General features: G+C 53.1%; 24 protein-coding genes. 14 read left to right on the forward strand and 10 right to left on the reverse strand.

All coding sequences use genetic code 11. The features are described from left to right. Window positions 1-55 precede the first annotated feature (55 nt). The 3 genes from D3P09_RS23880 (at window position 56) to D3P09_RS23890 (ending at window position 3,303) form a co-directional block, all read left to right on the forward strand. Complete coding sequence (locus tag D3P09_RS23880; RefSeq protein WP_243644437.1) at window positions 56-1,384, forward strand: sodium-dependent transporter; 1,329 nt, start codon at window positions 56-58, stop codon at window positions 1,382-1,384. Window positions 1,385-1,470: 86 nt separating this feature from the next. Then, a complete protein-coding gene (locus tag D3P09_RS23885) occupies window positions 1,471-1,914 on the forward strand; it encodes an Rrf2 family transcriptional regulator (protein WP_120113945.1) in 444 nt (147 codons plus the stop codon). A gap of 117 nt (window positions 1,915-2,031) precedes the next feature. Beyond that, window positions 2,032-3,303, forward strand: coding sequence for an MFS transporter (locus tag D3P09_RS23890; protein WP_120113946.1), 1,272 nt, complete (start codon window positions 2,032-2,034; stop codon window positions 3,301-3,303). Window positions 3,304-3,369: 66 nt separating this feature from the next. Here the strand turns inward: D3P09_RS23890 and D3P09_RS23895 are convergent, their stop codons facing one another. Together D3P09_RS23895 and D3P09_RS23900 are read right to left on the reverse strand one after the other, a co-directional pair. Then, window positions 3,370-4,188: a hypothetical protein gene (locus D3P09_RS23895; protein WP_120113947.1), complete on the reverse strand. Its 819-nt coding sequence runs from the start codon at window positions 4,186-4,188 to the stop codon at window positions 3,370-3,372. Window positions 4,189-4,237: 49 nt separating this feature from the next. Next, the gene (locus tag D3P09_RS23900; protein ID WP_120113948.1) at window positions 4,238-6,250 is read right to left on the reverse strand and encodes a M1 family metallopeptidase; all 2,013 of its coding nucleotides are present in this window, start codon (window positions 6,248-6,250) and stop codon (window positions 4,238-4,240) included. A 103-nt stretch (window positions 6,251-6,353) separates the two neighbouring features. On the opposite strand from D3P09_RS23900, the gene D3P09_RS23905 reads away from it, so the two are divergent. Further along, window positions 6,354-6,878, forward strand: coding sequence for a YwhD family protein (locus tag D3P09_RS23905; protein ID WP_120113949.1), 525 nt, complete (start codon window positions 6,354-6,356; stop codon window positions 6,876-6,878). A 73-nt stretch (window positions 6,879-6,951) separates the two neighbouring features. On the opposite strand, the gene D3P09_RS23910 is transcribed toward D3P09_RS23905, so the two are convergent. Continuing rightward, a complete protein-coding gene (locus D3P09_RS23910) occupies window positions 6,952-7,968 on the reverse strand; it encodes a S66 family peptidase (protein ID WP_120113950.1) in 1,017 nt (338 codons plus the stop codon). A gap of 253 nt (window positions 7,969-8,221) precedes the next feature. On the opposite strand from D3P09_RS23910, the gene D3P09_RS23915 reads away from it, so the two are divergent. Genes D3P09_RS23915 through D3P09_RS23930 form a run of 4 tightly spaced genes read left to right on the forward strand, consistent with a single transcriptional unit; the run spans window position 8,222 to window position 11,443 of the window. Next, window positions 8,222-8,773, forward strand: a complete 552-nt coding sequence (locus D3P09_RS23915; protein ID WP_243644438.1) for an RNA polymerase sigma factor — start codon at window positions 8,222-8,224, stop codon at window positions 8,771-8,773. Next, window positions 8,770-9,453 (forward strand): hypothetical protein, encoded by a 684-nt coding sequence (locus D3P09_RS23920; protein WP_120113951.1) that lies wholly within the window; start codon window positions 8,770-8,772, stop codon window positions 9,451-9,453. Before D3P09_RS23915 ends, D3P09_RS23920 begins: the two co-directional genes overlap by 4 nt. Window positions 9,454-9,476: 23 nt before the next feature. Next, complete coding sequence (locus D3P09_RS23925) at window positions 9,477-10,739, forward strand: hypothetical protein (RefSeq protein ID WP_120113952.1); 1,263 nt, start codon at window positions 9,477-9,479, stop codon at window positions 10,737-10,739. A gap of 2 nt (window positions 10,740-10,741) precedes the next feature. Beyond that, complete coding sequence (locus tag D3P09_RS23930) at window positions 10,742-11,443, forward strand: hypothetical protein (protein WP_120113953.1); 702 nt, start codon at window positions 10,742-10,744, stop codon at window positions 11,441-11,443. 48 nt (window positions 11,444-11,491) lie between these two features. On the opposite strand, the gene D3P09_RS23935 is transcribed toward D3P09_RS23930, so the two are convergent. Next, window positions 11,492-11,962: an HPP family protein gene (locus D3P09_RS23935; protein WP_165867568.1), complete on the reverse strand. Its 471-nt coding sequence runs from the start codon at window positions 11,960-11,962 to the stop codon at window positions 11,492-11,494. A 201-nt stretch (window positions 11,963-12,163) separates the two neighbouring features. Here D3P09_RS23935 and D3P09_RS23940 point away from each other — a divergent pair, with 201 nt between their 5' ends. Then, a complete protein-coding gene (locus tag D3P09_RS23940; RefSeq protein ID WP_120113955.1) occupies window positions 12,164-12,670 on the forward strand; it encodes a Crp/Fnr family transcriptional regulator in 507 nt (168 codons plus the stop codon). Between the two features lie 3 nt (window positions 12,671-12,673). On the opposite strand, the gene hmpA is transcribed toward D3P09_RS23940, so the two are convergent. Continuing rightward, complete coding sequence (gene hmpA / locus D3P09_RS23945) at window positions 12,674-13,903, reverse strand: NO-inducible flavohemoprotein (protein WP_120113956.1); 1,230 nt, start codon at window positions 13,901-13,903, stop codon at window positions 12,674-12,676. Window positions 13,904-14,069: 166 nt separating this feature from the next. After that, window positions 14,070-15,104: a GNAT family N-acetyltransferase gene (locus tag D3P09_RS23950; RefSeq protein WP_120113957.1), complete on the reverse strand. Its 1,035-nt coding sequence runs from the start codon at window positions 15,102-15,104 to the stop codon at window positions 14,070-14,072. Between the two features lie 293 nt (window positions 15,105-15,397). On the opposite strand from D3P09_RS23950, the gene D3P09_RS28230 reads away from it, so the two are divergent. Beyond that, window positions 15,398-17,485 (forward strand): Ig domain protein group 2 domain protein, encoded by a 2,088-nt coding sequence (locus D3P09_RS28230; RefSeq protein ID WP_243644440.1) that lies wholly within the window; start codon window positions 15,398-15,400, stop codon window positions 17,483-17,485. Between the two features lie 69 nt (window positions 17,486-17,554). Here D3P09_RS28230 and cyoD read toward each other — a convergent pair whose 3' ends face one another. The 4 genes from cyoD to cyoA are packed head-to-tail and all read right to left on the reverse strand — an operon-like array spanning window position 17,555 to window position 21,544. Beyond that, window positions 17,555-17,896 carry a cytochrome o ubiquinol oxidase subunit IV gene (gene cyoD / locus D3P09_RS23960; RefSeq protein WP_120113958.1) on the reverse strand — a complete coding sequence of 114 codons (342 nt, stop codon included), beginning with the start codon at window positions 17,894-17,896 and terminating at the stop codon, window positions 17,555-17,557. 1 nt (window position 17,897) lies between these two features. Beyond that, window positions 17,898-18,545 carry a cytochrome o ubiquinol oxidase subunit III gene (cyoC, locus tag D3P09_RS23965; RefSeq protein ID WP_120113959.1) on the reverse strand — a complete coding sequence of 216 codons (648 nt, stop codon included), beginning with the start codon at window positions 18,543-18,545 and terminating at the stop codon, window positions 17,898-17,900. After that, a complete protein-coding gene (locus D3P09_RS23970; RefSeq protein WP_120113960.1) occupies window positions 18,545-20,533 on the reverse strand; it encodes a cbb3-type cytochrome c oxidase subunit I in 1,989 nt (662 codons plus the stop codon). Before D3P09_RS23970 ends, cyoC begins: the two co-directional genes overlap by 1 nt. Window positions 20,534-20,563: 30 nt before the next feature. Continuing rightward, window positions 20,564-21,544, reverse strand: coding sequence for a ubiquinol oxidase subunit II (gene cyoA / locus D3P09_RS23975; RefSeq protein ID WP_120113961.1), 981 nt, complete (start codon window positions 21,542-21,544; stop codon window positions 20,564-20,566). Window positions 21,545-22,269: 725 nt separating this feature from the next. Between cyoA and D3P09_RS23980 the strand changes: the two genes are divergently transcribed. Genes D3P09_RS23980 through D3P09_RS23995 form a run of 4 tightly spaced genes read left to right on the forward strand, consistent with a single transcriptional unit; the run spans window position 22,270 to window position 25,583 of the window. After that, window positions 22,270-23,289, forward strand: a complete 1,020-nt coding sequence (locus tag D3P09_RS23980) for an ABC transporter substrate-binding protein (RefSeq protein ID WP_120113962.1) — start codon at window positions 22,270-22,272, stop codon at window positions 23,287-23,289. Beyond that, the gene (locus D3P09_RS23985; RefSeq protein WP_207892549.1) at window positions 23,279-24,304 is read left to right on the forward strand and encodes a FecCD family ABC transporter permease; all 1,026 of its coding nucleotides are present in this window, start codon (window positions 23,279-23,281) and stop codon (window positions 24,302-24,304) included. Before D3P09_RS23980 ends, D3P09_RS23985 begins: the two co-directional genes overlap by 11 nt. A gap of 2 nt (window positions 24,305-24,306) precedes the next feature. Then, window positions 24,307-25,113: an ABC transporter ATP-binding protein gene (locus D3P09_RS23990; protein ID WP_120113964.1), complete on the forward strand. Its 807-nt coding sequence runs from the start codon at window positions 24,307-24,309 to the stop codon at window positions 25,111-25,113. Between the two features lie 38 nt (window positions 25,114-25,151). Further along, window positions 25,152-25,583 carry a (2Fe-2S) ferredoxin domain-containing protein gene (locus tag D3P09_RS23995; RefSeq protein WP_207892550.1) on the forward strand — a complete coding sequence of 144 codons (432 nt, stop codon included), beginning with the start codon at window positions 25,152-25,154 and terminating at the stop codon, window positions 25,581-25,583. The last annotated feature ends 88 nt before the right edge of the window (window positions 25,584-25,671 follow it).

The following is a 25,671-nucleotide window of genomic DNA, read 5'->3' on the forward strand; positions in this document are numbered from 1 at the left end:
ATAAGTTGGTCATACTACCCATTACCGAATCTTTTTGGCGATGGGTGGTTTTTTTATGGCGCAAAATAAGCATGCCGACCGGTTCTCCTCAACAGGCTTTATTATGTCAGCTGTAGGCAGCGCGGTAGGACTGGGCAACATGTGGAAGTTCCCTTATGTGACGGGTCAATACGGAGGAGCCGCTTTTTTTCTGCTGTTTATGGTTTGTCTGGTGCTGGTCGGCCTGCCTATTCTGTTGGCTGAACTGGCAGTCGGCCGCGGCGGGCGAGGGAATGCTTCCTCCTCCCTGACCAAGCTGAGCGGCAGCAAGTCTTGGGGAGCGCTCGGCTTTTTGTCGGTGGCAGGCTCCTTCTTCATCATGTCCTTCTATGGCATCGTAGCAGGCTGGACGCTTCATTATGCGGTTCTGAGCTTTACGGGAGAGCTGTTCTCCACCCAGGATTACGCTGGCCTCTTCGGGCGGTTCATGAATAGCTGGCTGCCGATCGGCTGGCAGCTGGTTGTGATGCTGGTGACGGCATTGGTGCTGATACGCGGCGTATCCGAAGGCATCGAACGATTCAATAAGGTGCTGATTCCGTCGCTGGTCGTCTTGCTGCTGCTGTTGGCCGTGCAGGCATTGTCGCTGGAGGGAGCAGGCGAGGGCATATCCTTCTTCCTGAAGCCTGACTTCAGCAAGCTGACGGCGGAATCAGCTCTCGTGGCGCTGGGACAAGCCTTCTTCTCGATGTCGCTGGGCATGGGCACAATGGTTACGTACGGCGCATATGTCCAAAAAAGCCAGTCGCTAGGCAAAGCGACTATCGCCGTGGGCGTAGGCAACGTTCTGTATGCCTTATTAGCGGGGCTTATTATCTTCCCGACCATCTTCGTGTTCAGCATTGAACCGACGCAAGGAGCGGGTCTAGTCTTTATTGCGCTGCCGGCCGCTTTCTCCGCAATGCCGCTCGGCGCGGTGTTCGGCGGCTTGTTTTTTGTGCTGCTTGCTTTTGCGGCAATTACGTCGGCAGTCTCCGTGCTTGAGGTGCCGGTTGCTTACGCCAGCGAGACTTTTGGATGGAGCCGTCCTGTCGCTGTTATGCTTGTGGGCCTGCTGTGCTTCCTTGCGGGAGTTCCTTCAGCGCTGTCGCTTGGCGAAGATCCTTGGCTTTCTTTTGGCGGGCGAGCCTTGTTCGATTGGGTGGACTTTGTATGCTCCAACGTGGTGCTGCCTATTAGCGGACTGGTTATTACGATTTTTGCCGGGTACGTCTGGAAAGGGGTGGCGGATGAAGCAAGGTTATCGCAGGCGTGGTTTCGGATATGGCTGTTCATGCTGCGGTTCGTAGCGCCAGTGCTGGTCTTGCTGGTCCTCTTGTATTATGCCGGCGTCATTCGAATCTGATTGAGGCTGGCTGCTGGCATTGCTCCAATATGTTATTGACAGCGGGATCAATTGTAACTATTATGGTTCTATTAAGGAGGGATAGCATGAGCGCCAATAGTCAGTCCACCATTGCACTGCACATTCTGTCGCGTATCCGGTATGAGGCAGACCGGACAGATGCCTATATCTCTTCCGAAGTCATTGCACGGAGCGTTAATACGAACCCTGTATTCATCAGACGAATTTTGTCCGCGTTGAACAAATCAGGCTTGGTTCAGGTTCGCCGAGGCAGCGTCAACGGCGGTTGGAAGCTGGCCAAGGAAGCAAGCGATATTACGCTTCTGTGTGTATATGATGCTGTAAATGGAGGTCCGCTTCAGGAGCTTCATCATAGCGAGCCCAATGATAATTGTCCGGTAGGCAGAGGCATTAAGCCGACGTTAAAAATGTATTATGACCGGGCCGAGCAGGCCTTCCGCAATGAGCTTGCCGCAACCACATTGGAGGAAGTGTATCAGGAGATTATGATAAACGCGCAGGTACAATAGTTTTTCAAATAGAGCCATTCATTCATTTTTTACGGTCATTAATGTAACTGAATTGGTTGCAAAAAGAAAGCTGCATATATAAATAATCTCATACAGAGGGATAGGATGAAATCGGGAATGAACAGTGGTCAACGTACTTCGCGTTTGTATTACGGATGGATTGTAGTAGGAGTTGTGTTCCTAACGCTGCTTGTATCGGCTGCGATCAATTCGCTGCCAAGTGTGCTTATGCTGTCGCTGGAGGATGAATTCGGCTGGGATCGTGGAGCGGTATCGGCGGCAGCGTCCATCCGTATCTTGCTTTACGGCTTGATGGGGCCGTTCGCAGCAGCGTTCATGCTGAAATTCGGCATCAAAAAAATGATGGTCATCTCGATTGCCCTGCTGGTCACAAGCATCCTCGTCACTCCTATGATGACCGAGGTATGGCAGTATATTGTGTTGTGGGGCGTACTTGTCGGGCTAGGTACCGGATCGCTGGCCAATGTGCTTGGCGTAACGGTAGCGAATCGCTGGTTCGTCAAGCATAAAGGACTGGTCATCGGATTGCTGACAGCCAGTGCGGCGACGGGACAGCTGATCTTTTTGCCGCTATTGGCACAAGCGGTTGATACGATGGGCTGGAGATTCTCTATCTATCTTGTTGCTGGAGCACTTCTGCTGCTGGTTCCGTTAGTGGTACTGGGCATGAAAAATCACCCGTCTGATATCGGACAGCCAGCGCTTGGCGAGGAGCATGTGGAGAAGCCGGCTCCGTTCACGGGCAACTTGTTCACCACGCCGATTAAGGTGCTTGTCTCAGCAGCGAAAAGCGGAACGTTCTGGCTGCTCGCGGGAACCTTCTTCTTATGCGGTTTTTCTACCAATGGCCTGATTGGAACGCATCTCATACCGGCCTGCGGAGACTTTGGCATCCCGATCGTCATCGCTGCGGGACTGCTGTCATTGATGGGACTGTTCGATCTGATTGGCACGACGATGTCCGGCTGGCTGACAGACCGCTTCGACAGCCGCTGGCTGCTGTTCTGGTATTACGGGCTCAGAGGTTTATCGTTAATCTTCCTGCCTTATGCGCTAGGTACGGGTTATACGCAGCTGCTCATTTTCTCGGTCTTCTACGGGCTGGACTGGATTGCGACCGTGCCGCCAACGGCCAAGCTTGCATCCGACGCATTCGGCAAGGAGAAGGCAGGAATGGTATTCGGCTGGGTTCTCGTAGCCCATCAGCTCGGAGCATCGCTCGCAGCTTATGGCGCAGGGGTAGTGCGCGAAGCGCTGGGAAGCTATACCGTGGCTTTCGTAGCCGCTGGCTTTTTATGTTTGCTGGCATCCCTCATGTCGATCCGCATTCGCAAGGCCAGACACTTGAAAGCAACAATCGCGGCATAACGGCCGCAATCAAAGAAGCTGCTTCCCGGCAGGCGCAAAGCCAGAGGAAGCAGCTTCTTTCATGGATCAAGACGATTGATCGGAATTCAAGCAATTGTACTGCGAGGCGATCGTCCATACCCGAAGCAGCGTCTGGATAAGCGGGTAGCCCTGATGCACGATGAGGGCGAACAAGCCTGCCCAGATCATCGACATGCTCGTGATGGCCAGCCCAAGCAGCGCTACGATGCCCCACATGATCAGAGAGATTGCTGCATAGGGAAAGAAGCGTCTTACGGAGCGCCACAATGCAGGGAATATGCCTTCGCCGGAGACAGCGCCGAACTGCATGGAGAGAAATAATAGATGAATGACAGCAATCCAGAGCAGCCAGATGACGGCTCCCGGCGCAACGGCAGACAGGAAGGCCGGCGAAAGTCCGTGTCTCAGCGCATCAATCCACTTTGGCAATAACCACCATGCTGGAGCCAGCATAAGGGCGGTGCTGCTCCAGTACAGCAGCATAATGGGCTTCCAGGTCTTGCGGATGCCCTCTACGATGCGCGTTCCCTCGCCGCGCGCATACTGATGATGGAGGGAGTAGAGCAATCCGGCATTAAATAGCGGAGTCAGCAGCATGCGGGCCAGGAACAGCCCTCCAAGCAGCCAGAGATAAGGCGTAATCAGATCTGTCTTGAACAGCTGAAATTGGGCTTCCGCCAGGAATGACTGAACGGCTTGCTCGGTTGGAGCAGCGGCAGGGAACCGCCTGAGCAGCGGAGATACCGTATCGTCGATGGTGCGGTAGAGAAGGAAGCCCCACAACAGCTGGTACAAGAACAGCAGGATGACAAGGTTCATATGCCGGAATGCCAGCCGCCAGCCTTGCAACATGTTTTGTTTCATCTCGATCTCTCCTTGAAAAAGCGAATACTTGCCGAAGGCAGGCGGGCTGCTACCAGCCGAATGCGCCTAAGACGCCTTGAATGAACTTGGATACCCCGACATTCCATCTGGTGCGGGTCTCGCTCGGAAGCTCGGCCATCATGAAGTTGTTGATCAGCTTGTTGTCCAGCACATTGGTATGATCAGGGTCGATCGATACCCACTCCAGCGGCGCGGCTGTCACTTCAGTGTATTGGATATGGGATTCGTCGCCGGCCCATTCCTTCGTCATGGTCGTTCCGTCAGTGAACTTGAACAGGATCGGAATCGGCCCTGTCGTGCCGCCGTTCTTCCTGATGAGCACGGTAGATTCGTACAGCTGGCCACCCTCCCGGTCAACGGACTTGACATCGATGGCATCGACCGAGAAGTCGGCCATCCGGTTGCTGTATACGAACTGATTGAAATATTCAGTCCAATCGGCTTTTGTAACCTGCTCCACGACACGCTGGAAGTCAGCGGTAGACGGATGCTTGAATTTATACTTCTGGAAGTAGGTCCTCATGATGCGGTTCATCTGCTTGCTTCCGACCTTGTTCTCTATATCCACCAGCACCAGCTTGGCACGCATGTACACATTCTCGGCGTAGTGAAGATGGTTGTTGTATGCCCAAGACGGCTGTCTAAGCGGCGCGGGATGAGTCATGTAACTCGCTTCAAGGCGGAGGTTCGGCTGAATGCCGTAGGCTGCCTCCATCACTTTGTCCTCAGCATAGGAGGTGAACCCTTCATCCAGCCATGCTTCCTCAAATTCATTGGAAGCGACCATGCCGTACCAGAACTGGTGGCCGATCTCATGGACGACCGTGCGCTCCAGCTCATAACCGGGGTTGCCGACCTCGGCGGCAAACGCTGTAATAAGCGTCGGATACTCCATGCCGCCAGCGCCGGCCGCTCCCTTCGGCGGGACGACAACCGACAGCGTATTGTAAGGATAGCTCCCGTACCATCTGGAGTAATTCGCCAGCGCGGACTTGGCCGCATGCATGTAGCGGTCCTTCAGCTCGGCATGCGACGGATCGAGATACAGCTTGATCCTTACTCCCGGTATGCCTTTGTCCGAAAATGCGGCTTCCTCATAGACGAAGTTCGGCGATGCGGCCCAAGCGAAGTCGTGGACATCCTCGGCATAGAATTGGAAGAGCTTTTTGCCGTCCTGCTGAACGATTGACTTGGTCTGGAAGCCGGTAGCCGCGACCGTATACGTCTCCGGCACTTGAATTCGTACGCTGTAGATGCCGAAGTCGCTGTAAAACTCCGAGTTGCCGTGATACTGGTGCACGTTCCACCCTTCGGAGGTGCGGCCTCTTGTGCCTTGCGTCTCATAGACAGCGAGCTTCGGAAACCACTGGCCCGCCATGATGAAGTCTCCGGAGTAGCCCATTCTCGCGAATATCTCCGGCAGCTTCACCTCGTAGCTCATCCGAAGCGTGACGGATTTGCCGGGAGGCACGGGCTCCGGGAGCCGCAGTCTAGCTAGCGTATAGTCACTCGAGTTGCCATCATCGGGCTGCGTATACTGCAGGCGCGGAAGCAGGCTCTCGCCTTCAAGCGTCTCCAGGGTCAGCAGCTTGATATGGCTTCTGCTGTTCGGTGTCGCCTTATCCTTGCGCAGCATGCCGTGAGACTCGGTCATGAAAGTGGTCTTGGGAGATTGGAAGGCGTTCGGATACAAATGAAAGTAGAGCTCGGACACCGTTTTTTTGCCTGGGTTGGTCCAGGTGACGTCCTGGGACCCGTCCAGATGTTGGCCGTCATCGCGCAGCGAGACGTTAATGTGGTATTCGACTACCCGCTTGCTCAGCGGCTGCGGCTTGGGCGGCATAGCCGTATCCGGCTGCTGGACAACTTGCGGCTTGGCCGAATTTGGGACAGGCGAAGTCTGCATGACATCGGCGGCGGGGGCTAGCGCATACGTATATTGAGATAGCCATGCTTCTCCGAAGCCGTACCTCATCGAGATGACGAGGAAGACGACTGCGAGCGAACCGAATAAAATCCGTTTGAAATAGCGTGGAGTCATTGAACGTTTCCCTCCCGTTGACAAGCATCTAAAGCATGTATATGTTTGCAATTCCAAGATTATTAGCTAAAATGGAATTATTGTATGGGAAGGTGGGATAAGCATGACGGAGCAAGAAAATACGCCGGCTCAGCCGGAGGTAAAAGAGAAGAAATCCTTGTCGCTCAACGTAGTGAGCAACAAGAAACATAAAGGTTTTGGAGCAGGCTCCATCGATCTTAGCGATGTGGCTTGCGTAATGATTGACCAAGGCGTCGCTTATATCGATGTTGGGGCCATGCATGCGAAGAGCAAGATTGAGCGGGGCATCAAGTTCACGCCGAATAAAGAAGATACGCCGAACGGCCGCCAGTGCTGGATCGTCTGGGTAGCGGTAGGACGCAATGAGGAAGGTTCGTATTATGCGGGCGCGACCGCATGCGAGATGCTGATTGATACCGAGGCGAGACGGGGCTGGAAGATTCTCGCCGACCATGTGAATCGCCTTGACTCCGCGCTCAAGCGCCGTTATATGGTGGATAACCTTGGCGATGAAGAGAAAGCGGCGCTTCGCAAGCTTCTGGTCGAGCACAATGCGGAATGGTGGGAGCGTACGCCGGCCGAGCTGAAGGATGCTCTGGGCGGATAAGAATAGTTAGCATACAGCAAAGACCCGGCTCTGGTGAGCCGGGTCTTTGCTGTATGGGAATAGCCGTCCAATATTAAGGCCTGAAGTATTGTGTAACCGTCCCTTTGCCATCCGTTACGGCGATTTCCGCATAAGCTCCGTTAATGAACGTGATCTGGGGCGGGACATGTCCGCAATCGATATCGTAGATGACCGGTATGCCAAGCTCCTCCGCCAGATCACGGTATACATCCTCGATTACGTAGTCTTCTACGGGCGCATTGGCCGCGCTTCTGCCGAACATGAGGCCTGAGCAGTGCTCGAACCATCCCGCCAGCTTCAGCTGCACAAGCGACCGCTTCAGGTCGGTCGTCCGCAATTCGCAGTTCTCGAAATACCATATAATCGGATCGCCTGGGATATGCCGCTTCCGGAATGCGGCGATATCGCCGAATGGCGTGCCAGCGAGATGGCGGACGATATCGATACAGCCGCCGAGCAAGCGTCCCGACATATGCACGGGTCTGCCGGTGATGCTCTTCCAGCTTGTAGGCTCCGTCAGGTGGAAGACGCAAGGCGATGGCGTCTCAAAGTCCCATTCCCTCTGAAAGAGAGGGGAAGATTGCTGGACGATGGACTCGCCGGTCTTCGTGCGCAGTGCCTGAAGCCATGCAGCGGTCGTCTCATCCCAATATTCGCCGCGCAAATCTACCAGATTCGTGCCATGCGCCGTTGCGATTCCCGTGCGGAGTGTCATGGCAAGCAGCAGAATGCTCGTATCGGAGTAGCCCAGCAGCCACTTTGCCGGATAGCTGGCGAAATCCAGATGCTCCAATAGCTCGATGAGCAGCTCTCCGCCCCAAGGCGGAATGATCATGCCGATGTTGGTGTCCGCCATCATGGCATTCAGCTCCGCGGCTCTCCGCGCAGCTGAGGAGGACTTGGCTTTGTGCTGCGTCCATGGTGTCTCTCCCGGGATGACGTCGAATCCTTCATTTTTCAACTTGGCGATCGCTTCGAGCAATATGCCGTGCAGCTCTGCCTGCACGCCGGATGACGGTGCTGTAACGCCAATCGCCGCATTTGGCCTCAATTGCGGGTATGTAATCATGGCAGTCCTCCTCTGTTTCCTTTTTGGGGAATTATACAAGGATTAGGGAAATCGGTCCACCCTGATTTGCGCGGGATCCAGCAATTAACGTCTCAGAGAGTGTTGCGGGATCTGAAGGATGCGCTGTAGAATGAACCAGGTATCTGTTTGTCTGAAAAAAATGATTAACCGCGCAGGGTTTCAATAAGCCGCCGACGTCTATTGTATGGGAAGGGAGGAGAGCGCAATTCATGATGAAGCATGGCTCATAGCAGTGCGTGACGGCGGGCCCGAGCAATATCGACCGTTCGTGCAAGCCTATGGGGCTTATATCTACAAAACCGTCTATGCCGTGCTGCATTCGCCGCATGATGCGGAAGACGTGACGCAAGAGGTTCTTCTGCTCATCTATCGCTCTCTCCCGAACTATCGTATGGATGGGCTGAAGACCTGGATTACCCGAATTGCCGTTAATCGGGCAATTGATTTCAAGCGGAGCAAGGCCAGAAGGCCAGAGCAGCTTATGGAGCAGGATGCAGTAGAAGGGCAGCAGACGGAATATGAGGCGGAAGGTATGCTAAACGCCCTGCCGGCTCCTGCAGCAGAATCGATTGCGCTGCGCGCGGAGGAGCTTAGGTACATACATGCAAAGGTTGACGAGCTGCCGGATCATTATCGCGAAGTTATACATGCTTTTTATATAGAGGAGAAAACCTACGAGCAAATTGCAGTCGAAACAGGGCTGGAGCGCAAAAGCGTGGAATCCAGGCTCTACCGCGCCCGGAACTGGATGAGGCAGCATTGGCGAAAGGAGGACTTTGAATGAATGGAATGGAAACAGGACATCTGACAGATGAGCAGTTGCGGAGATATATCCGCAATGAACTGATGCAGGGTGAGCGTGAAAGGGCGGACGCGGAGCTGGAAGTATGCGAGGGCTGCCTATGGCGGTTCATGGCCATGATGGAGGAGGCCGATCAGGCAGACGATCCATTGTGGATGGAAGCCGGCATGCCCGACTTGGCGCGTATAGAAGATACGGTCATGGCTGCCCTGATGCGCACGGATGAACTGCAAGAAGAGGAATCCTTCCCATCCATCAAAGTTGTACCTTCTCTTGAACGGGACCGAATGCCTGCAGCTTTGAAAGTGGAACGGGCTGAAGAACCGCCGAAGCCTGCCGAAGAGCTGCAGGAAGCGCATAGCGAGACGCAGCAAGAGAAAGAGAAGCAAGCACAGAGACACCCGCGGCGAGAACGCGGCTCATGGCTGCAGCACCCGGCTGTGCATTATACTATCGCAGCTTCTATCACGCTGATGCTGCTGGCGACAGGCGCTTTAACCAGCTTCTCCGAGTCCTTGCAGCAATTGCAGGAGAAAGACCGGAGCAATATCCCGCCGCAGCACGTCGGAGCGGAATGGATGACGGAGCCTACCTGGTCGGATCGGCTGGTGGATCAGGCAGGGAATTGGCTTGACGGCATTCAATCGTGGCGGTTCAAATAATCGAGTGAAAGGAAGTATAGGGTATGGTGAATAAAAGCCCGCTTGTTGCGTTTTTCTTATCTTTTATACCTGGCGCAGGGCATTTTTATCTAAGACGGCCGATTCGCGGCGTGTTGTATGGGGGAGGATTTTTCGGCTCGCTGGCGTTGGCGCTGTTTATTTTGGCCGTCAGCGGAGGCTATAGCAATGAGGAATTTGTGATCTTTCTGTTGTTCGTCGCTGCCGTATTCGGCTTTGCCAATATGCTGGACATGATCATTACGCTTGTATCCGGCAAAGTGTTTTTGCCGCCGCAGGCGCATGGCTATATGCCGCACGGTGAATATGCAGGGGGCCATGGGTCCGGTGCGGCTCCGCCGCCTCCATACGGCTCGCCGGGCTTCCAAGGCGCATCATACAGCCAGCAAGGAGCCCCAGGGCCAGGACCCGGCTATGGACAACGTCCCGACTATGAGCTGGAACAATTAAGAAGCAAGACAATCATGATGTCGATCATCCCCGGACTTGGACATATGAATTTGGGCTTGATGCAAAGAGGCATTACGTTTATGGTGTCGTTCGTAGGACTGTTTGCGATTACGCTCTTTCTTAGCTTTATCACCGGTTCGGGTTCGATGCTGGTGTTCCTGCTGGCGCTTCCTGTCATCTGGATCTACAGCATGTTCGACGCCTCCAGCCTTGTGCAGCAGAAGATGCGCGGAGAAGCCCTGGAGGATAAATCGTTGTTCGAGGGCATCGAGAGCCATATTGCCTCCGGACAGAAGAATCGGGTATTCACAATCGCACTGGCCATCTTCCCGGGAGCGGGACATCTGTATCTCGGCTTGCAAAAGAGAGGTTTGCAGCTGATGGGCGGTTTCCTTCTCGCCATCTATATTATGGACAATTTGCGGCTGTCGCTCTTTTTGTTCCTGCTGCCGCTATTCTGGTTCTTCGCCTTTTTCGATGCGCTGGCCCAGCTATCTCGTTATGGCCGCCAGCAGTTGACCGATGAGCCGCTATTGCCTGCGGTCGTCCCTTATCAGCGTTGGCTCGGTCTTGGCCTGCTTGGGTTTGGAATTTACTTCATTGTCGATCGTATCCTGCTAGGCGTTGTCTTCAGGAGCTGGCCGGAGTTGTACCATCAATATGCACAGTACAAATATATGCTGCCGACTGCTGTCATCGCTTTCGTCATGATTGTCATCGGCCTTCGTCTTGCGTTCGGCAGCCGCAGCTTGGCAAGCGTCAGCGCAAGGTCTGTCAGCCAGCCTCCGCCGCGGCTTGAAGACCGGGAGGGGATGTAAGGATGAGTATGAACAGACCTGTCAACCCGTATCCTGCCGAATCCTATTCGTCTGCGGCTCCGAAGCCGGCTGAGCGGGAGTGGCGAGTCGGCTCCCTGTCGATGGGGATTACGCTCATTCTGATCGGCACCGCCTTTGCCGTATCCATCTGGCAGGATACAGAGGCGTACAAGCTGCTGCTATGGGTGGCACCCGTCGTATTTGTATTGCTTGGGGTAGAGCTTCTGATTTATTTGAGGACAGCCGGGAAATCGAATACAATCGTCCGGTATGATTGGCTTAGCGTGTTTTTTGTGGGTTTGCTTGGCGCGGGGAGCCTGGTGCTGGCTATGCTGATGTCGTCCGGGATCTATGGCGAGCTGCAGCGGGAGGTCAATATGACCACTCGAACCGCCTATGTAGAAAGCGAGAAGATTGCAGTGCCGGAGGGGATCAAAAAAATGGTTCTACAGTCTGCCCTGTATGTGACTTGGGAGGAAGCGAAGGTGAATGAGCTTCAGCTTATCGGGCAGATTCGTTATCGCTCGACGGAGCCTATAACGAATCAGAACGAGCTTCTTCATACGAATATTGCGGGCTCTACCCTGTATGTGTTTGTGAACTCGCCCGATATGAAGAGCGGTGTGCTGTCGTCGGATTGGCTCAATCCCAATCTGATCTTAACGATTCCGGAAGGTGTGGAAGTGGAGCGGCGCCCTTATTAACTGGAAAGGTGATTGGTTGCTTATGCTTGAATGGGAGCCAAGCGGGGGTTATGCCGCTGTGTCGGAATCCGTTTTGATGACCGCCGGCTTGCCGCCCATCAGCTTCTCTGCATAAGCGGCGGCTGACAAGGTGACAAGCAAGCCTGCCAGTGTGCAGGCTACAGATACGGGAATGACCCATACGGTCGGAGGCTGCGTGAAGAACGGGATTAAAGCAACAGCCAGAATAGGCGGCGCGCTCCAGTTCATTTTTTTCATCAGGCCGAGTACGATCAGCAGGGTTGCCAATAGAGAGAGAATGCCTGTGCTCAGATGGACGAACAGTGAACCGACCGCTGATGCCGAGATAGCTCCTACCGCAATGTTGCGGATTTCGGCGCGATTAAGCGGTCGCGAGATGAATAGCAGGCTGAAGGCGCCAAGCGTAGGGAAGAACAGGGAATGCATCTGGGGAATATGGGATGAAATCCAATAAATCAATAGAATATATAAACAGATTGCGTAAGTTTTCAGTCGCATGAACAATACCGCCTTTAAGGGTGAAGATATAATTTGGGCTGGATTTTCTGCCTGCATTATTGTACCCCTGAGACGAGTGAGCCGTCAACTTAATAGCTATTGGATAAGTTGGAATTGCGCGCAAGGAATGGGAAATCACCATGCTGTATCAACAAATAAGCCCTCCGAGAGATCGGAGGGACTTTTGTTAAGGAGGTCTATATGCTGCTGCACAAAGGAGAAACGTTATTTCGGCAAGGCGAGACGGGCGATCTGTTCCATGTGAATAGCGGTATGCTCAAAATTATGCGTATCCACGAGGACGGCAATCCGTTCCTTGTAAATATTATCGTAGCGGGGGAGACGATCCCTCATCATTCGCTGATCAGCCCGATGCCTTACCATGGAACGGCCATCGCGCTTGTCAGCTCCGAGATCGAACGGATCTCTCCCGAGCGATGGTACGATGAACTGGACCGCGATGCGGCAAAAAGCAAGGAAATCGCGCTGCTGCTGCAGAGCAAGCTGCGAATGATGCAGCAGCGCATCGACCAGCTGACGCAAGTAACGCCCGCTGACAAGCTGGTCAAGCTTCAGCAGTGGTTCCAGTCGTATATTGCGCCGCAGACGATTACCGATATTTTGACTCAGGATGAGATTGGGCAATTGATTGGCCTTCGCCGCGAGACCGTGAACCGTCTGCTGCGGGAGCAGGCGCGCAACGCCTGAGTCTTAGGCTCCGGCAGCTTCAATGTCAGCTTTTGGGCCGAAGAACTCGTAGTGAATATCCTCGCCTGGCACCCCCCACTTGATTAAGGAAGCCTTGACGCTCTGCATGAACGGCACAGGTCCGCATAGATAGTAGGCAGCATCGCGATTCGCGAGTACGGATTGGAGCCAAGCCGGCTCAATACGTCCTTCCCGATGATAATGTTGCGCTTCGCGGTCAGCGTCCGTAGGCCGCTCATAACAATATTGGACGGTTACATTGGCACTGCCCAGCGCAATGCTCTCAACCTGCTGTCTTAACGCATGCGCCCCTCCGTCTTGTGCGGCATGAATGAAGGTTACAGCACGCTCCGGATATTGGCCGGCTAGCGTATTCAGCATGCTGACCATTGGCGTGAGCCCTACCCCCCCGCTCAGCAGCACAACAGGACGATGATCCGCGGTGTCGAGCACGAAGTCGCCTGCAGGCGCAGACAGATGCAAAGTATCTCCTTCGGCTATCTGTTCATGGAGATAGGTAGATACGATGCCTGCCGGGAATTGATCATTACCTCTTTCTCGTTTTACGGATATGCGGTAGTACGGCTTGCCGGGGGCATCCGATAGGCTGTATTGCCGGATATGCGTGTGGCTCTCGCCTGGAATTTGGAGTTTGACACTGACATATTGGCCCGGCTGGAATGCTGCGATCTCACGGCCGTCCTGCGGCACCAGATAGAACGAGGTAATGACGGAGCTCTCCTGAACCTTCCGCTCCACGCGGAATGGCCGGAAATCCGCCCAGCCGCCTGACTGGCCCTGCGACTGCTCATACATCTCAGCCTCGACCCCGATGAAGGCATCGGCAATGACTCCGTAAGCTTCTCCCCATGCTTCCAGAATTTCGTCTGTGGCAGCATCTCCAAGCACATCCTTGATCGCCATGAGCAAGAACTTCCCGACTATCGGGTAATGCTCCGGCTTCACCCCGAGACTGCGGTGCTTATGGGCGATTTGCTTGACCGCCGGAATGATGGCCGCCAGATTGTCGATATGAACAGCTGCCGCGTATACCGTATTGGCGAGGGCGGTCTGCTGCCTGCCCTGCTTCTGATTGGCGTGATTGAATATATTCATCAGCTCGGGATGGGCCTCGAACATGAGTCCGTAGAAGCTCTTGGTAATCGCGACGCCGTGTACTTCAAGCACCGGTACCGTAGATTTAATAATCCCAATGGATTGTTCGCTTAACATAAAACATCCTCCCTCTACACCTTGATTATCGGACGCTGCGCAAAAGCGGCTTGTGATCTTGAGTGCCGCAGCGTCTCTTCATAATCTCAGTATAGGGAAGGATGAATGGGCCGTTTGTGATTCCAATCACACTAATCCGCAACGATTTGTGACGTTGCCGGTAAGCTCATCGCATACTGGAAGGCTGGCTGCCCAAAGCTTCCTTCACCTTCTCCATAGAGGTGACAATGCGATAATTGCCTCTGAGCGGGACATACCCGAGCTTGCGGTTAATCGAGAGGATCGGCGCATTCATGGAGTCGTTGTCCGTGCGGATATAGTCCGCTCCGCGGCGCTTGCCGGCCCGGATGGTCTCGAGCTTAAGGGCGAACGCTACCTGCTTGCCGCGGTACGCGCGGTCTACCCCGGTAAATTCATGGTACAACCCGTTGGTCGCGGAAATATGCAGCACATTGGTCATGCCGACGAACCGGTCGCCGTCAGCGGCGATCAGAACCAGCTCAGGCGTAAAGCCGTCTACTTGCAGATTCCATTTCCTCCACTCGACAAAATCAGGCACATCTCCCAAGAAGCTAGGAACATCCCTTAGCGTGGCGCATGACAGCTCGTAGAGCTTGCGCTCGCTCTCTTCGCCCGGCTCCTCCGCCAATGTCAGAAGCCGAAGGCCGCTGCCAGCCAGAATCGCCTCCGGCTCAATTTCCATCAACTCTATTGTCGTATCCCTCAATTGAAGTACAGACTGGTAAGCATGCCGCTCGATCTGAAAGCTTCTTCGCTTGGCGAATTCCAGAGCGCTGGGATGGTCGTCCCATACTTCAGAGATCAGGGCAGACGCGCCGAGCTGCTCCGCCCAATCGCAAGCATGCCGCAGCAGACGGTCTCCAATTCCTTGCCCGCGCGCCTCCGGCGCAACTACCAGCGTGATGCAGATATATCCCGGCTCTGTCCATGGCGCCCGCCAGGCCCATACGTATCCGAGGATATTGTTGCTTGAATCCACAGCTACGCGGCGTGTACGGTCATAGCCGGCGAGCAGTCCGTTCTCGTCCTTCCAGGTAGCCCCCACTTCATACAGCTTGCGGTCATCCTCTTCAAGGCGTTCTGCGGAAGCGGGCTCCGACCAATAGCCGCTCATTAGCACAGCCAGCTGCTCATAATCCCGGGGAAGCTCTAATTCACGTATGCGCAATGACATTGACATCTATCCACCATCTTTCCCTGTATATAGCTCAAAGTATGAAGCAACGAAGAAGAGGGCGGTAGGGAAAAAATAGCTATGAAGCAAATGTTACTGACGGGTCATTAATCATTCATGCAAGTGCGCAATATCCAATCATTTACAAAAGATTATCTCGGAGAATGATTTCATTTTGTTAGAATGAGGGCGTATTCAAGTACAGGGAGGTGATCAGAAGAAGAGAGCAAGATCAGTTTGCCTCGGGTAAGGCAGCTTGCGCGAGTGGTCATATTAAAGAATGGAGGGAAATCGTAAAAATGAATGGGTACAAAAGAATCGTCTCCCTATTGTTGTCAGCGGCATTGATTGTCGGCTTATGGCCAATCGGACAAGCTTACGCAGAGGGGCCGTCCGATCCCGCACCTGTGCTTATGCCTATAGGTACGTCTAACGGCAAGTCCGTCCTCTTCGATAATTCGCATGGACAGACGGCTGGAGCGGCGGACTGGGTCATAGACGGCGCTTTCTCCGCATTTGGCTCAGCGCTGGCCGCTGAAGGCTACTACGTCAAGGAGCACCGCAAGTCCGGCCCGTTAACGGCGGGTGATCTGTCAGGGTATGATGTATTTGTTATTCCGGAAGCGAACATTCCGTTCAAGACAAGCGAACAGCAAGTGTTAGCCGACTATGTGGAGGATGGCGGCAGCATCTTCTTCATCGCGGATCATTATAACGCAGACCGCAACAAGAACCGTTGGGATTCCTCCGAGGTATTCAACGGATACCGCAGAGGGGCCTGGGCCAACCCGAAGGCAGGCATGGGCGCGGAGGAAGCGGCCTCGGCAGCCATGCAGGGCGTAGCGAGCTCTGACTGGCTGTCGGATGAATTCGGCATGCGCATCCGGTACAATGCGCTGGGCAATGTCAATTCAGGCTACATCGTAGCCCCTTCCCAAGCCTTTGGCATTACGGCAGGCGTCGGCACGGTGACGATGCATGCGGGCTCTACGATTGCCATTACCGATCCAGGCAGAGCCAAAGGCATCGTCTACACGCAGACGACCAGTGCGGCTTGGCCGAACGCAGTCGATCAAGGCGTCTACAACGGCGGCGGCATTGCAGAGGGTCCTTATGCGGCTGTCGCCAAGAAAGGGCTTGGCAAAGTAGCGGTCATTGGCGATTCATCGCCAGTCGAAGATATTACGCCCAAGTACAAACGCGAAGAGACAGGCGGAACCAAAACAACATACGACGGCTGGTACGAGATGGACAATGCCATTCTTCTTACGAATATTATAGATTGGCTGGCTGCGCAGGAAAGCTATACGGATTTGACCCAGGTATCCGGCTTAACGCTGGATAGCGCGACTGCGCTGCTGCCTATGGAGAATCCTCAGACTTCCACAGAGCCGCAATTCGAGCCATGGTCGCCACCGGCGGCCGGCTACAAGTGGTGGGACCCTTCCACCTTCAAGCCAGGCTCCTATGGCTATTCGGCTCCAGATACGCCGAACCCTCCTGACGGCGATGGCAGTATCGAAACCTTTGAGGCAGGCGTGAAAGGGGCTTATGCAACAGGGACGGTGACGCTGGATAGCGGCTCCTGGACGTTCGACAATGCGCTTATAGGCGATATGACGACGGATAAAAAGGTTGGCGCCAAGTCAGCCCGTGTTCGTGCAGACGGCTCCATCTATATGAATGCCGATGTGACAGGCGTCCAAAGCATTAAGGTGCAGCATGCGAATTTTGGCTCGGACAGCGGGGCGACATGGAAGCTGCAAAAGTCGCTTAACGGCGGCGCTACGTGGAAGGATGCGGGAGGAGCGTATACCAGCGGCTCTACGCTTGCGGAACAGACGATCGTCATTGGAGAAAGCGGCAGTGTCCGGTTCAAAATCACAGTCAGCGGCATTTCGGGCAAACGGCTGAATTTTGATCAATTCGAAATCGTGCCTATGCCGTCCGAAGTGCTGCTGGAGACCTTCGAGAATGGCGTCAAAGGCGCTTATGCTGCAGGGGCGATTACGCTGGACAGCGGCAGCTGGACGTTCGACAATGCGCTCATAGGCGACCTGGTAACGGACCAGAAGATTGGCGCCAAGTCGGCGAGGCTGCGCGCGGCGGGATCGATAGCCATGAACTTCGATCTGACGGGCGGCGTGAAGAGCGTGAAGGTGCAGCATGCGAATTTCGGCTCTGACAGCGGAGCGACTTGGAAGCTGCAGAAGTCTGTCAATGGAGGCGTTACCTGGACGGATGCCGGCGGCCCTTATACTAGCAGTGCGCTGCTTACGGAGCAGACTGTGCCTGTCAATGAGAGCGGCAGCGTCAGATTTAAGATTGCAGCAGGAGGCACATCAGGGAAACGGCTTAACCTGGATCAAATCATTATCGTGAAGTAGGGGCAATAGAGAAAGAGGCGGCTGATCGGATTGATCAGCCGCCTCTTATGCTATAGAGCGAGTAGGGTCTTAGGTTGCTACCGCATTGTATGTCATGATCCAGATCGAGCCTGCTACGATCGTCAGCATGATGACCAGGCCGAAGATCAGGGAGATCAGGTTGTAACGAGGTTTCTTCTCGTCCCGGATATGCATGAAGAACAAGAGCTGGACTGCGAATTGCAGAATCGCCATGACGAGAATAAGCACCGTCGTGACTTGCTTGCTGAACATGCCGTTCATGACCGCGACGAGCGGGATGATCGTCAGCACGATCGAGAGCAGGAAGCCGATGACATACGACTTCATGGAGCCGTGGCCGCCTTCATGGCCGTGATCTCCATGCTCTGTATGAGCGTTATGGTTCGCCATCCTACATCACCCCCATCAGATACACGATTGTGAAGACAAAGATCCATACAACGTCAAGGAAATGCCAGTACAAGCTGATAATGTTGACCTTGCGCTTCGTAACCGGCGTAATGCCTCGGCGTCTGATCTGAAGAATTATCGCCGTCATCCATACGAGGCCCACCGTTACGTGAAGACCGTGCGTGCCGACCAGGGTGAAGAATGCGGACCAGTACGCGCTTGTGCCGATATTCGCGCCTTCATGCACAAGGTGGATAAATTCGTTTACTTCCAGATAGATAAAGGAAGCGCCAAGCAATGCGGTAATGATCAGCCAAGTGATCAACCCTTTTTTGTTGCCTTTGTTCATCTCCAGCAGCGCGATGCCGCTGGTGAAGCTGCTTGTGAGCAAGATGAACGTTGATGCTATGATGCCCGACATCTCGATCAGATCGCTGCCAAGCGGGCCGCCTGCGAAGTTGTTCCGCAGGACGACATAAGTGGCGAATAATGTGCCGAATAGAATAACGTCGGTAATGAGGAAGAGCCAGAAGCCAAATGTCTTCATCTCTTCTTGGTCGTGATGGTCATGGCCGTGACCGTGGTCGCCGCCATGGCTTCCGTGGCCGGCATGGGCGAGGTGCCCCTTGTTTTTAATTGCTTCTGCCATTAATGAGCCCCCCTTGCAGCGGCTTCGGTCCGCTCAACTTCTTCGACCGGGATATAGTAATCCGTATTATAGGTAAAGGATCGAACCAGCATACTCACGATGACGCCGCCGAGTCCGAGCACAATCATCCATTTCCAATCCCAGACAAAGCCGAAGCCTGCAATGAACCAGAAGCTAGACATAACGAACGGTACGCCGGAGTTGCGCGGCATATGAATCGGCTCGAGCGGAGCTTGCTCTGCTTGCGCTACCTCTGGAGGATCGGCTTCGCCTCTTAGGCGGCGCTGCTTCTTCTCCCACCAGTCGTCTTGTTCTGTAACGACAGGAATACGAGCGAAGTTGTACATTGGAGCAGGCGATGGAATCGACCATTCCAGTGTGCGGCCATCCCAAGTATCTCCGGTTTTCTCTTTCTTGTAGAACTTGATGCTATGCGCAATTTGCCATACTTGGAACAAGAACGCGATACCCATCAGGAATCCGCCTACCGTGGACACGACGTTGAGCGGCTGCCAGCCCATATCGAAGTTGTATTCGTTGAAGCGGCGAGTCATGCCCATCAGGCCAAGCGCGTATTGCGGCATGAAACATACATAGAAACCGATATTCCAGAACCAGAATGCCCATTTGCCCAAGCCTTCATGAAGCTTGAAGCCGAACATTTTTGGCCACCAGTAGTACAGGCCCGCGAAGTAACCGAATACGACGCCGCCGATCAGCACTTGGTGGAAGTGAGCGATCAAGAAATAACTGTTGTGGAACTGGAAGTCCGCAGGCGCAACCGATAGAAGCACCCCGGTCATTCCCCCAATGACGAAACACGGGATAAAGGCGATCGTCCACATCATCGGTGTAGGGAAGCTTAGCTTGCCCCGATACATGGTGAACAGCCAGTTGAACACTTTGACCCCGGTCGGTATCGCGATCAACATGGTTGTTACGGCGAAGAACGCATTGACATTCGCGCCGGAGCCCATCGTGAAGAAGTGATGCGCCCAAGTGAAGAAGGAGAAGAAGCTGATGGACATCAGTGCGAATACCATCGATTTGTAACCGAACAGCTTTTTCTTCGAGAAAGCCGAGACGATTTCGGAGAAAATACCGAACGCCGGCAAAATAACGATATATACTTCCGGGTGACCCCACATCCAGATGAGGTTGATATACATCATCGGGTTGCCGCCGCCGTCGAGGGTGAAGAAGTGCGCACCCAGGTAACGGTCGATGAACAGCAGGAACAGAGTTACTGTCAGAATCGGGAATGCGAAAATAATTGTCGTACAGGAAGACAGTACGGACCAGGTGAACATTGGCATCTTCATCAACTTCATGCCTGGCGCACGCATCTTCAGAATCGTAACGATAAAGTTAATACCGGTTGCTAATGAGCCTATACCTGAAATCTGTATGCCCCATATATAGAAGTCCTGGCCGACGCCCGGGCTTCCTGACAGCCCTGACAGAGGCGGATAGGCGAGCCAGCCCGCGTCCGGCGAACCGCCGATAACGAATGAAACGTTGAACAGCATAGCCCCGAAGAAGAACATCCAGAAGCTTAAGGAGTTCAAGAACGGGAACGCGACGTCCCGCGCGCCGATCTGGAGCGGAACGACAATGTTGAACAAGCCGAACATAAGCGGCATGGCCATGAACAGAATCATGATAACGCCATGCGTCGTGAATATCGCGTTATAGTGCTCCGCGTTCAGGAATTCCACCTGCGGAACAGCCAGCTGCATCCGCATGAGCAAGGCGTCAACCCCGCCGCGGAACAACATCAGAATAGATGCGATGATATACATAATGCCGATTTTTTTATGATCGACAGAAGTTAGCCACTCCGTCCAAAGCCAGCGCCACTTCTTGAAATACGTGAGGATGAATACGATGGCAACCATAGTGATCGCAATCGATACTTGGGCTCCGAGAATGAGCGGGTCGCCCGTCACGAAAAACTCGGATGAAAAATCTTTGATTTTATCCCACATGAGCTAGTTTCTCCTTTCGATAACGGTACATTAATGGCCCGCGTGTCCGTTGTGTTGGTCTGATGCGTCGGCCGTGTTGGTCTCGCTATCGTTGTTCTTGCTGCTTCCTTCATTCTTGGAAGTGTCCGAGCTTGCGCCATGATGCGCATGCGCGCCGGTGCTGCCTTCCTCGACATATTGCGTTACGATCTGCTCGAACAGTCCTTCCGGGAAGCTGGAGAACAGCTGCACGTCAGAGCGGCCTGGTTTTTGCAATTCTTTATAGCCGTCCATAGTCAGAGCAGGAGCGTCTTTCTTCACTTCTTGAATCCATGCATCGTACTCCTCTTGGGAGACGGCGTCGGCCTTGAACGTCATTTGGGCAAAATCCTTGCCGTTGAAGTTGGCGCCCGAGCCGTAGTAGCTTCCTTGCTCGTCAGCTTGCAGGTACAGCGTCATCGCCATGCCCGACATGGAGTAGAGCTGGCCGCCAAGCTGCGGGATCCAGAAGGAGTTCATTGCCGTATCGGATGTCAGCTGGAAGCGGACAGGCCTGTCTTCCGGGAATTTCACGTAGTTGACTGTCGCGATATCCTCGCCAGGATATTTGAACAGCCACTTCCAGTCCATCGAAGTTACTTGTATCGTAATCGGCGCCTTCTCAGATTCGATCGCCCGTGAAGGCTCCAGCTTGTAAGTATAGTTGATGGTTACGGCTGCAAGGATGATGATGATCACGATCGGAATGCTCCACCATGTCACTTCCAGCTTCGTATTGTGTTCCCAGTTCGGCTTGTATTTCGCTTTGCTGCCTGGACGGTCGCGATAGCGCCAGACGATTACAGCCGTCATAATGAGCACCGGGACAATGATGACCGCGCACAGAACGGTTGATATGATAATCAAGTCCTTCTGGGATTGCCCGATCGGCCCTTTCGGGTCAAGCACGATGTACTGCTCGCTGCAGCCTGAGAGCAGGAAGACCATCGCAAGGAAGAGCCCTGCTGCCAGCATTCGATAATTACGTCTCATCTCGGTTCCAACTCCTTAAAGGTTTGTGAAGCATTAAGCCAAAGCAAAAGCTTGCTGGCTTGTAACAAACCTAGCTACGGAAGCATTCGCTAAGGTTTGTGAAGCATTAAGCCAAAGCAAAAGCTTGCTGGCTTGTAACAAACCTAGCTACGGAAGCATTCGCTAAGGTTTGTGAAGCATAAAGCCAGATGCAATTGGCTTGTGAAGCATGAAGCCAAAGCAAAAGCTTGCTGGCTTGAAAACAAACCTAGCTGCGGAAGCATCCGCTTAGGTTTGTGAAGCAAAGCTTATGCGTTTTGAAGGCATGCGCCTAAGGTTTGTGAACCAAAGCGCATGCTGGAATACTCACAGTCGTCTTGCTTAGTCCGCAAACTCTTATTAATAGCTTACGACTAACATAGCAGATTCGAAACGCTGTGGCTGTAGGGTTAACAATTACGTAAACAATTTGACTTTTTTCCGCCATATATTATTCACGAGTTAGACATATGGTTGAAAGTAGTCCAATAAACAGTCATTTCTAGGAAATTTACGTGGCCTATCCCTATGTGCTTATAGGGGATTTTAGTGCGGTATTCGTGCCGGCTTTCTACTATTAGAGAGCTGGCTTTATTTTACTCGCGTTCAATTATTAACTCCCATATGGCTCTAACGAGTCATGTAGATAAGGAGGGGATAAGCTATATTACTTACGAGATAGAAATAATTGGGGGGTTGATTCGAAAATGAGAAAAATTGTGATATCGGCGATATGCGCTAGTCTTTTATTATCAATTGCTTCTGCATGTGCCAGCAATCAAGGCCAAGCTGTTCAAGGCGGGGTGGAATCTCGAGCCGGCCAGGCTTCCGGTGCAGATGTCAATGAGAATGCTTCATTAGAATATTTGAGAATTACGGATGATCTGGGCAGGGAAGTGGTTGTGAAGAGCAAGCCGGAACGCATTGTAACCTTGACGCCGACATTTACTTCCATGCTGTATGAGACAGGCGGGCAGGCTGTGGGTCGTGTATCGTTCCAAAGCTTCCTCGGTGACATTCCCAAAGGAGCTGAGGATGCGGCTGAAGTCGGATTCAACGCTCAAGTGAATCTGGAGAAGGTCGTAAGCCTCAAGCCGGATCTGGTGATTGGCGGAGTCAGGCTTCATGATTCCATGGTCGAGCAGCTGGAAGCGAACAACATTCCAATCATTGTGCTGAATATGACGACTTATGAGGATGTGAAGTCCAAGCTTCAGCTGTTCAGCAAGCTGTCGGACGATGAGAGCAAGAGCGAAGCGGTTTTGCAAGCGATGGAAGAAAGGATCATTCAACTTCAAAGCAAATTGCCGGCTCATAGCCCGAAGGTGGTCATCATTCAAGTTTCGACCAGAGAAGTAACCTTGGAACGGGATAACTCGATTGCAGGAGGCGCTGCCAAGCTGCTTAATGTGGATAATCTCGGGGCCAGCCTGGATGCAATGGAAGGACGTCCCGACAAAACGCCTTTCAGTCTTGAGAAGATCATGGAATTCGATCCCGATCTGATTCTCATTTCCACTCGCGGCAGCATAGAAGATATTGAACCGCGCATGAAGCAGGATATGGAGGGCCATCCGGCCTGGAGCTCGCTGCGGGCTGTGAAAGACGGGCAGGTCCGTTTCCTTCCCCAACAATATTTCCTCACTAACCCCGGAGTAGACTATGCGGATGCAGTAGAGTATATCGGCAAGGCTGTATACCCGGAAGTATATGGACATGCAGAATAAGCTGGCTTTGCAAAAAGGCGGGTTTAAAAGAAAGTGGCGATGGAAGCCCTCCAGTATATTAATTCTGGCGGTTTTTTTCATCTTTGCTCTGGCGAGCCTTTCGATAGGCGTTGCCAGAGGCGCTGTATCCATTCCGCTGGCTGAGATGGGGAGCATACTGTTTCTTGGCGAGCAGTCCGATCACTACGGTATTCTAATGAATATTCGTCTCCCGCGCGCGCTTGTCGGTGCGGCAGTAGGAATCAACCTCGCGCTTGCCGGAGCCATTCTTCAAGGAATTATGAAAAACCCGCTGGCGGATCCGCAGATTATCGGGGTAAATGCGGGAGCAGGCTTTGTCGCTATCACCATCCTGATTCTGTTCCCCCAGTCGCAGTGGCTGTTGACGCCAGGAGCCTTCATCGGCGCCATGCTGGCAGCTATTCTCGTATATGCCTTGTCGTGGAAGAACGGGATTCAGACTACCCGAATCATATTAGCGGGGGTGGCAGTTGCATCGCTGCTTGGCGCAGGGGTATCGGGTCTGCTTGTGTTCTATTCAGATCGGGTGCATGGCGCTATGCAATTTATTGTAGGCGGACTGGGCACAAGCAGTTGGCCTCAGCTTAAGATCATTGCCCCGTATACAATCATTGGACTCCTCCTTGCTTTGATAAGCTCGAATCGTCTTAATTTGCTTTTATTGAGTGACAACAATGCCAGATCATTAGGATTGAATGTAGAGGGCAACCGGTTGCTTTTGACAGCGTTGGCTTCTCTGCTTGCAGCAAGCGCGGTTAGCATCGTTGGCTTGCTCGGCTTTGTTGGATTAGTGGTCCCGCATGCCGCAAGGCTGATGATTGGCAACAACTACCGGATGCTGATTCCGGCATCTGCTTTATTGGGAGCCGGAGTGGTGACGTTAAGCGATATGATAGCAAGAACGGTTTTTGCGCCGATAGAACTTCCGGTAGGTATTGTGATGGCGGCGGTGGGCGCTCCATTCTTCTTATATTTGCTGAAGAGAGGAGGTTAACTATGCTGGCTTTGCAAGCCATTGATATTCAATTGAGATATGGCAATCGAACGATCATGAATGGGATATCGCTTGCGATTGAGCAAGGGAAGATCTATACCATTCTGGGGCCGAACGGTTCAGGCAAAAGCACATTATTAAAGGCGCTATCGAGAAACCTGAAACCCAGCAGCGGAACGATAAAGCTTGAAGGAGAAAATATCTACTCCATTAGAGCTCTTGATGTGGCGAAAAGAATGGCTTTGCTGCATCAGAAGCCTCAGGCGCCGGGTGATTTAAGTATTAGGGAGCTGGTAGAGCATGGTCGCTTCCCTCACCGCAAGTTCTGGAGTGCGGACGCCTCAGCGGATAACGAGAAGATAGAATGGGCGCTCGACCAGACTCATCTTACGTACATGCAAGACAAGAAATTACAGGATTTATCCGGCGGCGAAGGGCAGCGGGCTTGGCTTGCTATGGCGCTGGCACAAAGCTCGAAGCTGCTGTTGCTGGATGAGCCGACGACGTTTCTAGATATTTGCCATCAGCTTGAAATGTTGGAGCTGGTGAAGCGGCTTAATCGGGAGCACGGGCTGACGGTCCTCATGATCTTGCATGATATCAATCAAGCTGCCAAATATTCTGACGAGATTATTGTTGTACACAACGGCCGTCTTCACTCTGTCGGTGAACCGTCTCATGTTATTACCCAGTCCATGCTGAATGAAGTGTTCGGCGTCGAGGCGGTGTTAAAGGCGGGGCATCAAGGGCAATTAACTGTAGAGCCTGTTGGTCTTGCGGGTAAGACCGGCGTGCTGATGGATGCCTGATAGCGTTTTATAATATGTTAACGAAAGAAGGGATTGCAATGAGCGTAGAGCAGGAAGCCTACAAGCCTATGACTACTGAGGAGCGCTTGAAAAAGCGCAAGCTGGCTAACCGTATGATGGATTCGCTTGAGAAGCATGTTTTTATATGCGATGGCATCTGCTGTGTAAAAAAAGGCGATGCTCATGAAGTGATTGCGGCATTCCGAGAAGAACTTAAAGCAACCGGAATGGCGGCTAAAATCAAGGTGTCCGAAGTAAGGTGCATGAGCCGCTGCGCGGACGCAGGGAGTATGGTGGTATATCCGGAAGGCGTATGGTATCAAGGCGTATCGACCGATGATGTAAGGGAAATTGTGCAGCAGCACTTTATTGAAGACCGACCCGTTCAAGAAAGGGTTGCCTATTCTCTGTCGGAGGAAGGGAAGTTTGTTCGTTCCCCGTTGTTTCCTTCGGATGAAACGATCGTTTAGTATGTTGTCTCAGGAGCTATCTCATTATCGGGATAGCTTCTTATTGTGGCATTCGAAAGTTTTTCAGGCTAAGGCAGATAGCAAAGGC

The organism is Paenibacillus pinisoli (genome assembly GCF_003605435.1).
Taxonomy (GTDB): Bacteria; Bacillota; Bacilli; order Paenibacillales; family Paenibacillaceae; genus Pristimantibacillus; species Pristimantibacillus pinisoli.